Genomic DNA, 13810 nt, shown 5'->3' on the forward strand with positions numbered 1-13810 from the left:
GGCCTGGGTGTGACACCCCGGCGGGCCGCAGCGCTGAGCCTGCTGGAAGGGGTACTGGCCGACCCCTCCGGCGGGGCCTCGCCGCGGACGCTTCGAGGACCTCGCGCCGCGACGGCGCGCTGCGCCCGTCTCCACCCGGAGCACACCAGTGATCGACACCAGCCTCAGCGCCGACCGCGACCCGGCCGTGGCGCCGCCCCCGGTGTTCGTCGACGGCAGCGGCCAGCGCCAGCGGCGCGTGCGCCGCGTCGGCCGACTGCTCGCCGTGCCGGCGGTCGGCTACCTCGCGCTGCTGGTGAGCTCGATGCTCGGCGGGCCCAGCATCAGCGCGCCGTTCCTGCCGCAGGGGCCCGCGCACGCCGTCTCCACCGCCCCGGTGCCCGAGGCCTCCGCGTCCGCCCCCGCGGTCACCACCGGTGGGCCTGCCCCGGGCCGGTCGGCGGCGGTCGGCCCGGCCGCCAGGCCCACCGCCACCGCCGCGCACGGCAGCGGCGAGCCGACGCCGGCCGCCTCCGGCACCACCGCCGTCCCGACGACGACACCGCCGCCGACGGCCACCGCGGCACCCGGCCACGGCAAGCCCACCGCGCCGCCCAGCCACCGGCCGACCAAGACCCCCTGACGGTCCCCCCGCAGCACCGACCCCAGCCCCGGAGGGCCCCGCCGTGACCACCCCCACCTCCCGACGCCGCGACCGCCGCGCCCCCCGGCGGCGCGGCCGCCGCGGGGTCGTGCGCCAAGTCCCCCTGCGCACCCACTGGCTGCTGCTCAGCACGCTGGTCCTCACCCTCGCCGCCGCGTTGCTGCTGCAGGGCTACACCCGGCACATGTACGGCAGCGCGGCCGACGGCGCCGTGCCGGACCGGGGCGGCAACGCGACCGTTCCCGCGCAGGTGCGCACCGGCGGCCCGGTGATCTCCGCCGACGGCGCCCGCACCGCGCGTCCCGCGGCGGGGACGATCGCCCTGACCTTCGACGACGGCCCGGACCCGGTCTGGACGCCGCGGATCCTCGACGTGCTGCGGCGCCACGGCGTGCACGCCACCTTCTTCACCGTCGGCACCCAGGTCGCCGCCGAGCCCGAACTGGCCCGCCGGATCGTCGCCGAGGGCCACCAGATCGGCATCCACACCTTCACCCACGCCGACCTGTCCACCGCCTCCCCCTGGCGGCGCACCCTGGAGCTGCGCGAGTCGCAGCTGACCCTGGCGGGCGCCGCCGGAGTGACCAGTTCGCTGTTCCGCCCGCCGTACTCGTCCGAGAACGACGCACTCACCGACGCGGGTTGGGACGCCGTCCGGCAGGCCGGCCGGGCCGGGTACCTCACCGTGCTGACCGACCAGGACAGCGAGGACTGGCGCCGCCCCGGTGTCGACGCGATCGTCGCGAACGCCACCCCGAAGGACCACGACGGCCGCATCCTGCTGATGCACGACGCGGGTGGCGACCGCGCGCAGACGGTCGCCGCCCTCGACCGGCTGCTGCCGCAACTCACGGACGCTGGCTGGCACTTCGCGACGGTCTCGGCGGCCGTCGGCCTGACCGACCCGGTCCGTCCGGCGAGCACCGCCGAGCACTGGCAGGGGCTCGCCCTGATCGCCGTCCTCGCCGCCAGCTCCCGGGTGCTCGACCTGCTGGGCTGGCTGCTCTGGGCGGCGGGTGCGATCGGGGCGCTGCGCGCCCTCGCGCTGATCGTCGCCGCGCGGCGCCACAAGCGGCTGCGCCGCCGGGGTTGGGGGCCGCCGGTCACCGATCCGGTCTCGGTCATCGTCCCGGCGTTCAACGAGAGCGCGGGCATCGAGGCTGCGGTCCGCTCGCTGCTCGCCTCCGACCATCCGGTCGAGGTGATCGTGGTCGACGACGGCTCCACCGACGGGACCGCCGACCTGGTGGAGTCGCTCCGGCTGCCGTGCGTCCGGGTGGTCCGGCAGGCCAACGCGGGCAAGCCCGCCGCCCTCAACAACGGCCTGCGGCACGCCCGCGCCGAGCTGGTGGTGATGGTCGACGGCGACACCGTCTTCGAACCCGACGCGGTCCGGATGCTCGTCCAGCCGTTCGCCGACCGCCGGGTCGGCGCCGTCTCGGGCAATGCCAAGGTCGTCAACCGCGGCGGGCTGCTGGGGCGTTGGCAGCACATCGAGTACGTGGTCGGCTTCAACCTCGACCGCCGGCTGTTCGACCTCGCCCAGTGCATGCCCACCGTGCCCGGCGCGGTCGGCGCCTTCCGCCGGTCCGCCCTGCTGCGGATCGGCGGCGTCGCCGAGGAGACGCTGGCCGAGGACACCGACCTCACCATGGCGCTGTGCCGGGCGGGTTGGCGGGTCGTCTACGAGGAGCGCGCCAGGGCCTGGACCGAGGCGCCCGCGACCCTCGGCGCCCTGTGGCGCCAGCGCTACCGCTGGTGCTACGGCACCCTGCAGGCGATGTGGAAGCACCGCGGCGCGCTCGGCCAGCGCGGCCAGGCCGGCAAGCTCGGCCGCCGCGGCCTGCTCTACCTGCTGATGTTCCAGGTCCTGCTGCCGCTGCTCGCCCCGGTGGTGGACGTCTTCGCGGTGTACGGCCTGGTCTTCCTGGACCCGGTCCGGATCATCGGCCTGTGGCTCGCCTTCCTGCTGATGCAGGTGGCGATGGGGGCCTACGCCTTCCGCCTGGACGGCGAGCGGCTGGGCCCGCTGTGGACCCTGCCGCTCCAGCAGGTGGTCTACCGGCAGCTGATGTACCTGGTCGTCATCCAGTCCGTCTGCACCGCGCTGGCCGGGACGCGGCTGCGCTGGCAGCGCATGCAGCGCTACGGCAGCCTGTCGCTCCCGCCGCAGCCGGGCGGCCCCGCGGCGGCTACCGCCGGGGAGCCGCGACGCGGGGCAGCAGCTCGGTGATCCGGCGCAGCGCGTCGTAGCCGGCGAACTCCTTGGCCAGCGCCGCCGCGCGGTCGCGGAGCTCCGGGTCGGTGAGCACCGTGTCGACGGCGGTGGCGAGTTGACGCTCCGTCGGGCGTCCGGTGCGCAGGTTGACGCCGGTGCCGGTCCACTCGACGCGGGCGGCGACCTCGGGCTTGTCCTCGCTGTCGCCGGCCACCACCACCGGGACCGCGTGCCCGAGCGCGGCCTGCACCCCGCCGTAGCCCCCGTTGGTGACCAGGGCGTCCGCGTGCGGCAGCAGCGCGTCGAACGGGACGAAGCCGGCGAGCACGGTGTTGGCGGGCACCGCGGGCAGCGCGCCGCGGAGCAGGTCGGGGCCGTCCACCCGGCCGGTGGCGACGATCACCAGTAGGTCCTGACGGTCCGCCAGCGCGCGGACGGCGGGCGCGAGCAGCGCCTGCGGGTCGGCGTTGGCGATGGTGCCCTGGGTGACCACGACCACCCGGCGGCCGGCCTCGCGGGCCTCGGCCAGCCGCGGCCACCAGTCGGGTCGCAGGCCGCCCGGCGCGGCGGGGATCGGCAGCGGGCCGACGAAGGCGACGTTCGCGGGCAGGTCGCTGCGCGGGTACTCGAAGGCGGGGACGGTGAGTTGGAGCAGCGCGTCGACGGACTCGACGCGCCCGAACAGGTGGGTCCCCTCCGGTACCTGGAGGCCGGTCTCGGCGAACCGCGCGTTGACGTACTCCATCGCGGGCCGCATCCGCCGCGCCGACTCCCGTCCGAGTGCGGCGTACTCGGCGCGCTGCTGCTCGTCGACGGGCGGGAGCAGGCCGAGCAGCGGCGGCGCGGTGTCCTTGCTGACCAACGCGAGCGGGGAGATGCCGACCGCGAGCACCGCCGGGCGTTCGGCCCGCGGGTGGGCCATCGCCAGTGCCACCGCGCCGAGGAACAGGCTGTCGTGCAGCACCGCGACGGCCGGGAACTCGGCGAGCAGCGCGCGCAGCGCCCGGTGCTGGGCCGGCAGCGGGTCGCCGAAGACGTGCATCACGTCCCACAGCAGCTGGGCCGGTCCGGCCGGGACGGCCGCGCGTTCGGGGAAGGAGGCCGCGAAGTCCCGGTCGTCGTAGTCGGCTTCGGCCGGCAGGGGCGCGAACGCCAGCCCGCACTCCTCCGCCGCCGCGCGGTACCTCGCGCCGCCGAGGAACGCCACCTCGTGGCCCTGCTCGGCCAGGTGCGTGGCGATCCGCAGCAGCGGATGGGTGTGGCCCGTCACGGGTGTGGCGGCGACGATGATCTTCGACATGGATCCCCCGGGGTCGATCGGTGTGGCCCCAGCCTGCCCGACGGCGATCAACGAACGATCAACGCCCGCTGATCGGCGCGCGATCCCCTTCGCGCCGGGCGGTGACTCCGTGCGCCCCCGGGCGTTGCACCCGTTGTCGGGAGTTCCGCGGGGCGGCGAGGGTGAGGGAGTACGACGGTGCTGGGTGACACGCATGCGGTGCGCGATGCGGTGGCGGCGGTGGTCGCCGGACGGGTGGTGGCCCACGGGTTCGGCAACTTCTACGCGTTGAGCTGCCGCCCCGACGGCCCCGCGGTCCGGGCGATGAACCGACTGAAGGGCCGTCCCGAGGACCAGGTGGGCAGCATCACCGCCCCGCCCTCGCGGATCGCCGCGCTCTTCGACTGGACCCGGTTGCCGGACGGCGTCACCCGGCAGCAGTTGCTCTCGCTGGCCGATCTGCTGTACGGCATCGGCCCGTTCGGCCTGCGCGGGCCCGCCGCCACCGGTCTGCCCGACCACCTGACGACCGTTCAGGACGGCGTGCGCACCGTCCAGCTGATCGCCCCGGGCTACGCCTGCCCGTCCAACGGCTTCCTCGCCGAAGCGCTGGCCGCGACCGGCGGCGACTTCCTGGCGATCACCTCGGCCAACCGCTCACGCCGGATGACCGGCACCGCGGAGGAGCCCGCCCACTGGCAACTGGCCCCGCTGCGCGCCGAGTTCGACTCCCACCCGGAGATGGTCTTCCTCCCCCACCAGGACGAACCCGCCGCCCGCCGCGCCCACCCCCGCCACCGGCCGATGTCCACCACCGTGCTGGCCTTCCACTACACCGCCCCCGCCTCCTCCGGTCGCCCCCGGCTCACCGTCGAACGCCAGGGCTCCCTCCCGCTCCCCGACCTCCGCGAGGCCGCCGACCGCGCCGGCTTCACCATCGCCCTCTCCCCGCACGCCCGGACCGTCACCGAGCGCCGCTACCCCGTCGTCCTCGGCTGAGCGACCGACGCCGTCCACAGGCTGTGGACGAACATTGCCGCGCGCCGGGGCGGGGAGCGGTGCTAACGTCCGCAGGCACACCCACCACCTTCCTCGGGGGAGACACCCATGTCCGCGCCCACCAGGCCGCCTCTGCCACATCAGTTCCTGCGCCCCGTACCGCAGTTCACGCTCCGCAGCACCGACGTCCCGGACGGCGGGCGGCTGGCGCCGGCGCAGGTGTACGAGGGCGGGAACCTGTCGCCGCAGTTGAGTTGGGAGGGCTTTCCCGCGGAGACCCGGAGCTTCGCGGTGACCTGCTTCGATCCGGATGCGCCGACCGGGTCCGGGTGGTGGCACTGGCTGCTGTTCGATCTGCCGGTGGAGACCACGGAGTTGGCGGCCGGCGCGGGCAGCGGTGTCTTCCCGGGGCTGCCCGTCGGCGCGGTGCACGGCCGCAACGACTACGGCACCCACGACTTCGGCGGCGCCGCGCCGCCGCCCGGGCACGGCCCGCACCGGTACGTCTTCACGGTGCACGCGCTGGGCGTCGAGCAGCTGGGCCTGCCCGCGGACACCTCGGCGGCGGCGATCAGCGGGACGCTCGGCTTCCACGCGCTGGCGCGGGCCGTGATCGTGGCCGAGCACGAGAGCTGACCACCGCCCGTGGGCCGGTCCGGCGCGATCCGCCGGACCGGCCCACGCGGCGCACGGCCCGCGGATCAGGGCGTGACGATCGCGAACGCCGGGTCGGAGTCGTCCAGGACGCCGCGCAGGCGATCCAGCACGGTGGAGTCGCCGACCAGCAGCGGGCTGTCGAGGACGGCGCCACCGAGCACCGGGATCAGGTGCTGCACGGCGAGCGTGACGGTCAGATCGGCCGGGCCCGGGTCGCCGGTGACGGGGGCGTGCACCAGGACGCCGTTGCGCAGCGTCATCCGGTGGGTGGCGTGCAGGTTGGTGAAGCGCCACACCACGGTGAAGTCCAGGTCCCATGCCTTGGGCCCGTCGACCCGGATCGCTAGCGCGTCGAAGACCTGGTCGACGGAGAGCGCGCCGGCCATGCTGCTCGCGCCGAACGCCAGCGCCTTGCGGCCCTGGCGGAGTTCCTGAGCGCCCATCAGGTAGCAGTTGCGCCAGGTCGCGCACTCCGCGCCGTAGCCGAGCCGCTCGAAGGTCCGCGCCAGCAGCTCCTTGGCCTCGGCGTTGTCCGGGGCGGCGAACACCGCGTGCTTGAGCAGCTGCGCGGCGAACCGGGCGTCGTCGCCGTCCAGGTACTCCCGGGCCTTGGCGAGGACCGCGTCCAGCCCGCCCATGCAGTCGACGTAGCGGGTGGCGGACTCGGTCGGCGGGTGCTCCCAGAGCGAGGCCGGGTTGCCGTCGTACCAGCCCATGTAGCGCTGGTAGATCGCCTTCACGTTGTGGCTGACCGAGCCGTAGTAGCCGCGGGCGTGCCAGGCGGAGGCGAGGGCCGGGGGGAGTTCGATCAGCTCGGCGATCTCCGGGCCGGTGTACCCCTGGTTGAGCAGGCGCAGCGTCTGGTCGTGCAGGTAGCCGTAGAGGTCGCGCTGTTCGGACAGGAAGCGGATGAGCCGCTCGGTGCCCCAGGTCGGCCAGTGGTGGGAGGCGAAGACCACGTCGGCGTCCCCGGCGAACAGGTCGATCGCCTCGGTGAGGTAGCGCGACCAGATCCGGGTGTCGCGGACCAGGGCGCCGCGCAGGGTCAGGATGTTGTGCAGGTTGTGGGTGGCGTTCTCGGCCATGCACAGGGCCCGGCGTTCGGGCAGGAAGAAGTTGAGCTCGGACGGGGCCTCGGTGTCCGGGGTGAGCTGGAAGCGGAACAGCACCCCGTCCAGGCGCTCCTCCTGCCCGGTGCGGGTGACGTCCAGGGTGGCGGGCAGCAGGCTCGGGTTGCCGTGCGAGGCGGCGTGGCCGAGGCCCATGCCGACCAGCCCGGTGGGACCGGGCGGCAGGTCGCCGCCGGAGTAGTAGTTGCCGCGCCGGAGCATCGCGGTGCCGGCGTAGACGTTCTCGGCGACCGCGTGCTCCATGAAGCCGGCCGGCGCGACGATCGGGACGTCCGCTCCCTGGTCGAGCACGCCGAGGATGCCGCCGAAGTGGTCGGCGTGCGAGTGGGTGACCAGCACCGCCGTCACCGGGCGCTCGCCGCGCACCGAGCGGTAGAGGGCCAGGCCGGCCGCGGCGCACTCTGCGGACACCAGCGGGTCGACCACCACCACGCCGCGCTCGCCCTCGATCAGGGTCATGTTGGAGAGGTCGAAGCCGCGGATCTGGTAGACGCCCTCGGTGACCTCGAACAGTCCGGCGCGCGAGGTGAGTTGGGACTGCCGCCAGAGGCTGGGGTGGACGGTGTCCGGGCACTCGCCGGCCAGGAAGTCGGTCGCACGGAAGTCCCAGGCGACGGCGCCCTCGGCGGTGGTGATGGTGTCGCCGGTCGGACGGGCGAGCAGGCCGCGGTCGGCGTCCTCGAAGTCGGTGCGGTCGGAGTAGTCCAGCAGGTCCTGGTCGGAGCGGGTCACCGTGGCCTCCCTGGTCGCGGGCCGCACCGCGCCGCTCGCGGGCAGACCCGCTCCCCACCCTCCGTCGCCGGGCCGCGCCCGAGCCCGGCGGGCTGCGCCGAACCGGTGAGGTCCCGGTGTGTCGCTCGTCCACAGGCTGTGGACGAGCTGCCCGCGTCCCGACCCGCCCGGGGCTCAGGCGTCGAAGTCGTACTCGAGCACGTAGGACGCCGAGTCGAGCACCATCTCGTTGACCTCCACGGCCTGGCCGTCCTCGGCGAAGGCGGTGCGGTGGACCAGGAAGACCGGGGTGCCGGGCAGGAGTGCGAGGCGCTCGGCCTCGTCGGCGGAGGGCATCCGGGCCCGGATGTGCTCCTGGAAGTGGACGGGCTTGCAGCCGAGTTCGGCGAGCCGGGCGTAGGTGCCGCCGGGGCCGGTGTCGGGGGCGGTGATCCGGCTGCCGGCGACCAGCGCGGCGGGGAGGTAGGACTCGGCGAGCAGCACCGGCTTGCCGTCCAGCACGAAGCGGCGACTGCGGACGCAGGCGCCCTCGCCGGGCTTGAGGCCGAGCACGGCGGCGATCGGCTCGGGCGCCTCGCGTTCGGCGACGGTGAGCTGGTCGACCGTCAGCTCCCGGGACGCTATGTCCGCCGACCAGACCGACGCGCCGCTGCCCCAGGTACGGTCGGAGAGCCGCTGGATGCCGCGCCGCCGTATCGGCCGGAACTCCCGGACGAACACGCCGACGCCCTTGCGGGCCTCCGCGATCCCCTCGCCCTGCAGCACTCCCAGCGCCTGGCGGGCCGTCATCCGGGCCACGCCGTAACGGGCCATCAGGTCGTTCTCGCCGGGAAGCCGGTCGCCCGGGCGGTAGCGGCCGGAGTCGATCTCGCGCCTGAGGTCCTCGGCGATCCGCTGGTACTTGGGCTGCGTGGCGCGTGGGTGACTGGTCATCAGAGCGGCTCCCTTCCCCTCTCTAGACATCCTACGCGCGCGGGGCCCGGGAGCGCATTGACATCTCTAGAGAATTCAGCTTGTCTAGAGAGGTGGGTATCTGACACATCCTCATATCGGCCACTCGATCAACCGATCCACCGGGACGGACCCGCTCACCGGGCGGTCCGCGTGAGGAGCCCGCCATGTCCGTGCACCGCCGATGGTTCTCCCTGCCCCGCGAGCCCGCCACCGTCGCCGCCGGACGCCGCCGGGTCCGCGACCTGATCACCGCCGCCGGCACCCGCCTCGACGAGGACACCCGCCTCACCCTCGACCTGGTCACCTCCGAACTCCTCGGCAACGCCGTCCGGCACGCCGCCGGCCCCACCGTCACCGTCGGCGTGCACGCCGACCCGCTGCGCGGCCGCGCGGTGATCGAGGTCTACGACCGCTCCCCCGCCCTGCCGCACCGCCGCCACCCGGGCGAGGACGAGGAGGCCGGCCGCGGCATGCTGCTGATCGGCGAACTCGCCCTCGCCCACGGCGTGGTGCGCAAACGCGGCGGCAAGTGGGTGTGGGCCGAGATCGCCCTCCCGGCCGGCCACGGCCGGTCCGTGCGCACGCCGGGGCGCACCCCCGGACGCACGCCGGGCGCCCCCGGCCGCACCGGCGACCGCGCCCGCCGGAGGTCGCCCCATCCCGGGGTCACCCCCTGGGCGATGACCGGCGGCTCCTCCACGCCGCGGCGCGGCGCCGGTGCCGCGTACAGGTCCGCCGGGTGGCGTCACGCCGTCAGTTCGGCGTGCAGCTTCTCCGTGCCGTGACCCAGGGTGCGGGCGGCCAGCCAGGCGGCCGCGCCCGCGCCGTTGCGGGCGTGGGTGAGCGGGGCGTCGGGCCACCGTGCGGCGAGGCGGGTGCGCAGCCGGGGCGTCAGCGGGGTGTCGGCGGAGAGGATGCCGCCGGCCAGCACGATCGGGAGGTCGGAGGCCGGTTCGCGGATCAGGGCGAGCGTCTCCAGCAGCAGGTCGGCGGCGCGCTCCAGCAGCGCGGCGGCCACCGGGTCGCCCGCCGCCGCGTGGTCGAGCACCAGCGGGGCGAGCCGGGCCAGTCGGGCCGGCGGTTCGGCGTGCGCGGCGGTGATCAGCGCCGCCCGCGGGTGGACGCCCAGGCCCCGCTCGCCGAGCAGCGCCTCGGCCACCGCACCGGCCAGGCCGGGCAGTCGGGCGGGTGGGGCGTCCGCGTCCAGCACCACCGGGAGGAGCCGGTCCACCTCGGTCAGCGTCGCCGAGACCGCCTCGCGGCCCAGCCAGAAGCCCGAGCCGCGGTCGCCGAGCAGCCAGCCGTGCCCGTCTGCGGTGCGGATCAGCTCGTGGTCGCGGACGTCCGCGGCCACCGCGCCCGTCCCGCTGATCAGCACCGTGCCGGAGGGCTCGCTGGTACCGGCGGTGTAGGCGAGTTCGGCGTCCGAGACCAGCCGCGGAGGGACCGTCAGCCCGGTCGCGGGCCAGAGCGCGGAGAGTTCCGGCGAGGCCACCAGCCCGCCCGCCAGGCCGATCACGCCCGCCTCGACCCGGGTCGGGTCCAGGCCGGCCAGCGCCGCGCGGACGGCCCCGCCGATCTCCCGCGCCGCCGCCTCGGTCCCGTTGGAGACCGGGTTGCCCCCTCCGCCTCGGGCCGTGCCGAGCACCCGCCCGGTCAGGTCGGCGACCAGCACCCGGGTGGTGGAGCCGCCGACGTCCAGGCCGATCACCAGCCGGTCGGCGTCGGCGGACTGAGGGGCCGTCATGCCCGTCACGCCGTGCGACGGATGCGGCCGGCGTAGAGCGCCTCCAGCTTCCGGTTGTGCTCGTCACCGCCGGGGATGTTCGCGGACAGGTACACCGGGGGCACGCCGCCGGACTCCTCGATCCGCCGGATCGCCTCCGCCACCACCTGCTGCGCCAGCAGCGCCGCGGTGATCGAGGAGATGCCGCACGCCTTGCCGCCACCCGCCATCGGCAGCACCGCGTCGCCGTACGGAGCGCCGTTGTCCAGCACCACGTCCGCGTAGTCGCGCAGCCGCAGGCCCGAGGGGTGCTTGGGCTCCACCCCCGCGGTGTGCTCGGCCGAGGTGATCACGATCAGCGGGTGGCCGTTCTCCTTCGCCAGCCGGGCCAGCTCCACCACGCAGCCGTTGACGCCCGAGTTCGACGCGAGCACGAAGACGTCCGCCGGGTGCGGGTCCGTCAGCTCCCAGAGCTGCGCCGCCGAGTCGGTGCCGCGCTCCAGGTCCGGGCCCTCCAGCACCTCGACCGGCTTCCCGCCGAACAGCACCACGTCCCGCAGCGCGATCCGGTTGCTCGGCACCAGCCCGCCGGCCCGCCCCGCCACCTCCATCGCCAACGCCTCGGAGTGCCCCGTCCCGAACGCCTGCACGATGCCGTCCGCGGCCAGCGCCGCCACGATCAGCTCCGCAGCCCGCGCCACCCCCTCGGCCTGCCCGGCACTGACACGGTCGATGGCGGCATGAGCAGCAGCGGCGAAATCGGCCGCGGACGGGCTGGGCACCGGAAACCTCCAGGTGAATCGCTGTGTGCTGCACCACTATTCGCCTGCGCCCGCACCGCTGTCAACGAGTGGACTAGACCAGTGTCGCGCTCTCGAACGACTCGAGGTCGAACGGATCGTCGTCCGGATCAAGGCCGGACAGGCCCTGGGAAGTCGAACATGCCGCGGGGACGCGCCAGGAGAAGCAGCTCGCCCCGCGGCACCAGGCGCAGCCGGCACCATCACCGTCGTCAACTCCAGCTATTCGGACGGCGCGCCCGGCGCGAGCGGGGCGACCTGGTCCAGTTGGGCGAGGAGGTCCGTGCCGGGGTGGTGCTCCGCAGGGCTCGGGCGGACCAGCGGGTTTCGGTGGAGCGGAAATCCGGAGGCGGGCGCGGGCGGCGGCGGTGAGGATGGCGGAATGGAGGAGACACCGAAGCGACAGGTCAGGGCGCGCTACGACGCGGAGACGGTGACGGTCTACCAGGCCTTCCGGCCGGAGATCGCGGGGCCCGCGGTGGCGGACGGGCGGTGGCCGGAGGCGTTCTCGCGCGGACGGATGACCTGGGTGAAGCCCTCGTTCCGGTGGCTGATGTACCGGAGCGACTGGGGGCGCGCCGCAGGCCAGGAGCGGATCCTGGGGGTGACCGTGCGCCGGGCGGGGTTCGACGAGGCGCTGGGGGCCGCGGTGCTGAGCGGCTACGAGCGCGGCGTGCACGCCTCGAAGGCGGCGTGGCAGCGGGAGTTGCGGCGCAGCGCGGCCCGGGCGCAGTGGGATCCGGAGCGGGACCTGCAGCTGCAGCCGTTGCCGCACCGGTCGTTGCAGTTGGGACTGAGCGGGCCGCTGGTGCACGGGTACGCGGACGAGTGGCTGGTGCGGATCGAGGATCTGACCGCGCTGGCGCGGGAGTTGCACGAGACCCGGGATGCCCGGCTGCTGCCGGAGGAGCGGCCGTACCCGGTGCCCGCGGCGGCCGCCGTTCGGCTCCGGATGTGACGGAGAGCCGAGTGACCCTCCGTCACGCCCCGGGTCAGCCGTGGAGGTAGACGATGCCGAGTTTGGTCAGGCGCCAGTGTTGGGTGGCGGAGCCGGTGTCGGTGGCGAGTTGGACGAGGGTGTTGCCCTGGGGGTCGGTCTGGGGGGAGGCGGTGGCGAGCTTGGTGGGGTCCTGGGAGTCGGCGAGCTTGTAGGTGCCGTCGCCGACGGGCTGGAGGAGCCAGTGCTGGTTGCCGCCGCCGTTGCAGCGCCACTGCTCGATCTTGGCGCCGGGCGCGGTGGAGCCGCCGGCCACGTCGAGGCACATGTCGCGGTTGCCGCTGAAGTCGAGTTCGTAGGAGCCGCCGGCCTTGATCTCCAGGACGAAGGACTGGTTGAGGCCGCCGGTCACCGGATAGGTGAGGGCGGTGCGGCCGTTGGTCGAGTCGCCGTAGGTGCCGCCGCCGGACAGGTCGAGGGCCTTGCCGTCGGCCTGGTTGGTGAGCTGGTACCAGGCGCCCTCCTCGGGGGTGTCGGGGAACGGTTTGCCGGGGGTGAGCGGGGTGATCGAGGTGCCGTCCTGCTGGTTGAGCGAGCAGAACGCCTGGGCCTGCGACGGCTGTTGGTAGAACTGGCGCAGGCAGGCGGCCTCGGCGGCGTACCCGGCGACCCGCAGGTGGTAGGACTGGCGGACGTTGTTCATGCACAGGCCCGGGATGGAGATCGGGCTGTCGCAGCCGTTGCGGGTCTTCTCGGAGAGGTCGATCACGTCGCCGTTGGTGTACTCGTACGGCGAGCTGGTCCACTCGGCGCAGACCTCGTGCCCGAAGGCGACCCGGCGCTGGTCGAGGTAGCGCACCCCGGGCACGGTGGAGGCGGCCTCGCGGAGCGCGTCGCTGAGGGTGGGCACCACCCAGTTGTGGCCCCAGGCGAGGTCCTCGGGGAACGCGGGGCACCCGTCGGCGACCTTGCCGGCGTAGTCGTTGCGCCGGATGTCGGGGGTGATCGGGTTGAAGTACGACTGGTAGACCAGCTGGTAGGAGTCGTCGGAGTAGCCGGCCTTCCGCATGGTGCTGCGGATGTTCGTCAGCGCCGCCGCCACCTTGGGCTTGATGCCGGCCGCGCGCTTGGTGATCTCGGCGCTGCCGATGGTGTCCCGGCAGCCCTGGGACTGCGGGATCGGGAAGTACTGCGCCAGGCAGCTCATCATGATCCCGGCGAAGTCGAAGTCGTCGTTGGCGCCGATCGTGACGACCACCATCTTGACGTCGTACTGGGCCGCGGTGGCCGCGAGTTGGACGTCCTGCTTGGCCTCGCCGAAGTCGCCGCTGCCGGGGCCGGTGATCTTCGCCAGCTCGGGGTCGCTGACCAGGTCGCCGGTCTGGGCGCCGGAGCAGGCCAGGTCGATCGGGGTGACGCCGGGGAGCTGGGTCACGAAGATCTCGGACCTGGTCGAGCGGTGGCAGTAGTTGGTGGGGGTGTCGGTGCCGGGGACGTAGTCGTCGCCGGTGTCGGTGCCGGCGCCCTCGCCGGAGATGGCGCTGTCGCCGAGGGCGACGATCGCGGCGGGCTTGCCCGGACTGCCGGACGCCGCCTGGGCGGTGGTCGCGGCGCCGAGGCCGGAGCCGAGGCCGAGGGCGGCGAGCAGGGCGGCAGTGGCGAGCAGGGCGGGTGGCCTGCGCCGGGCACGGGGTGTCCTGAACACTCATGTCTCCTTGCGAGGGTGGGGGATCCG

12 protein-coding genes are annotated in these 13810 nt (G+C 74.5%); 6 read left to right on the plus strand and 6 right to left on the minus strand.

Going from position 1 to position 13810, the window contains the following annotated elements:
• Nucleotides 1-148: 148 nt before the first annotated feature.
• Together AB0K51_RS06720 and AB0K51_RS06725 are read left to right on the plus strand one after the other, a co-directional pair.
• Nucleotides 149-622, plus strand: coding sequence for a hypothetical protein (locus tag AB0K51_RS06720; protein ID WP_363451260.1), 474 nt, complete (start codon nt 149-151; stop codon nt 620-622).
• 43 nt (nt 623-665) lie between these two features.
• Entirely contained in the window at nt 666-2876 is a 2211-nt protein-coding gene (locus tag AB0K51_RS06725; protein ID WP_363451262.1) for a bifunctional polysaccharide deacetylase/glycosyltransferase family 2 protein, read from the plus strand.
• Here the strand turns inward: AB0K51_RS06725 and AB0K51_RS06730 are convergent.
• The gene (locus tag AB0K51_RS06730) at nt 2836-4161 is read right to left on the minus strand and encodes a nucleotide disphospho-sugar-binding domain-containing protein (protein ID WP_363451264.1); all 1326 of its coding nucleotides are present in this window, start codon (nt 4159-4161) and stop codon (nt 2836-2838) included. The two genes, AB0K51_RS06725 and AB0K51_RS06730, sit on opposite strands and share 41 nt — an antisense overlap.
• A gap of 177 nt (nt 4162-4338) precedes the next feature.
• Between AB0K51_RS06730 and AB0K51_RS06735 the strand changes: the two genes are divergently transcribed.
• Both AB0K51_RS06735 and AB0K51_RS06740 read left to right on the plus strand, forming a co-directional pair.
• Nucleotides 4339-5139, plus strand: coding sequence for a hypothetical protein (locus AB0K51_RS06735; protein WP_363451266.1), 801 nt, complete (start codon nt 4339-4341; stop codon nt 5137-5139).
• A gap of 108 nt (nt 5140-5247) precedes the next feature.
• On the plus strand, nt 5248-5775 hold the full coding sequence (locus tag AB0K51_RS06740; protein WP_363451268.1) for a YbhB/YbcL family Raf kinase inhibitor-like protein: 528 nt from the start codon (nt 5248-5250) through the stop codon (nt 5773-5775).
• A 65-nt stretch (nt 5776-5840) separates the two neighbouring features.
• On the opposite strand, the gene AB0K51_RS06745 is transcribed toward AB0K51_RS06740, so the two are convergent.
• Nucleotides 5841-7658 (minus strand): alkyl sulfatase dimerization domain-containing protein, encoded by a 1818-nt coding sequence (locus AB0K51_RS06745; RefSeq protein ID WP_363451270.1) that lies wholly within the window; start codon nt 7656-7658, stop codon nt 5841-5843.
• 174 nt (nt 7659-7832) lie between these two features.
• Nucleotides 7833-8591 (minus strand): GntR family transcriptional regulator, encoded by a 759-nt coding sequence (locus AB0K51_RS06750; protein ID WP_363451272.1) that lies wholly within the window; start codon nt 8589-8591, stop codon nt 7833-7835.
• A 185-nt stretch (nt 8592-8776) separates the two neighbouring features.
• Between AB0K51_RS06750 and AB0K51_RS06755 the strand changes: the two genes are divergently transcribed.
• On the plus strand, nt 8777-9397 hold the full coding sequence (locus AB0K51_RS06755; RefSeq protein WP_363451275.1) for an ATP-binding protein: 621 nt from the start codon (nt 8777-8779) through the stop codon (nt 9395-9397).
• Here the strand turns inward: AB0K51_RS06755 and AB0K51_RS06760 are convergent.
• Entirely contained in the window at nt 9358-10359 is a 1002-nt protein-coding gene (locus tag AB0K51_RS06760) for a BadF/BadG/BcrA/BcrD ATPase family protein (protein WP_363451277.1), read from the minus strand. The genes AB0K51_RS06755 and AB0K51_RS06760 overlap by 40 nt on opposite strands.
• Before the next feature lie 5 nt (nt 10360-10364).
• Nucleotides 10365-11120, minus strand: a complete 756-nt coding sequence (locus AB0K51_RS06765; protein WP_363451279.1) for an SIS domain-containing protein — start codon at nt 11118-11120, stop codon at nt 10365-10367.
• 400 nt (nt 11121-11520) lie between these two features.
• Here AB0K51_RS06765 and AB0K51_RS06770 point away from each other — a divergent pair, with 400 nt between their 5' ends.
• Nucleotides 11521-12096 carry a DUF4291 domain-containing protein gene (locus AB0K51_RS06770; protein WP_363451281.1) on the plus strand — a complete coding sequence of 192 codons (576 nt, stop codon included), beginning with the start codon at nt 11521-11523 and terminating at the stop codon, nt 12094-12096.
• Nucleotides 12097-12130: 34 nt separating this feature from the next.
• Here the strand turns inward: AB0K51_RS06770 and AB0K51_RS06775 are convergent, their stop codons facing one another.
• Complete coding sequence (locus tag AB0K51_RS06775) at nt 12131-13780, minus strand: RICIN domain-containing protein (RefSeq protein ID WP_363451283.1); 1650 nt, start codon at nt 13778-13780, stop codon at nt 12131-12133.
• Nucleotides 13781-13810 lie beyond the last annotated feature (30 nt).

The sequence above is a fragment of the Kitasatospora sp. NPDC049285 genome (assembly GCF_040678815.1).
GTDB lineage: Bacteria > Actinomycetota > Actinomycetes > Streptomycetales > Streptomycetaceae > Kitasatospora.

Excerpts from the sequence above, each read along its gene's own strand:
- AB0K51_RS06730 (WP_363451264.1), bottom strand. The coding sequence starts at position 4,161 with ATGTCGAAGATCATCGTCGCCGCCACACCCGTGACGGGCCACACCCAT.
- AB0K51_RS06740 (WP_363451268.1), top strand. The coding sequence starts at position 5,248 with ATGTCCGCGCCCACCAGGCCGCCTCTGCCACATCAGTTCCTGCGCCCC.
- AB0K51_RS06750 (WP_363451272.1), bottom strand. The coding sequence starts at position 8,591 with ATGACCAGTCACCCACGCGCCACGCAGCCCAAGTACCAGCGGATCGCC.
- AB0K51_RS06755 (WP_363451275.1), top strand. The coding sequence starts at position 8,777 with ATGTCCGTGCACCGCCGATGGTTCTCCCTGCCCCGCGAGCCCGCCACC.
- AB0K51_RS06760 (WP_363451277.1), bottom strand. The coding sequence starts at position 10,359 with ATGACGGCCCCTCAGTCCGCCGACGCCGACCGGCTGGTGATCGGCCTG.
- AB0K51_RS06770 (WP_363451281.1), top strand. The coding sequence starts at position 11,521 with ATGGAGGAGACACCGAAGCGACAGGTCAGGGCGCGCTACGACGCGGAG.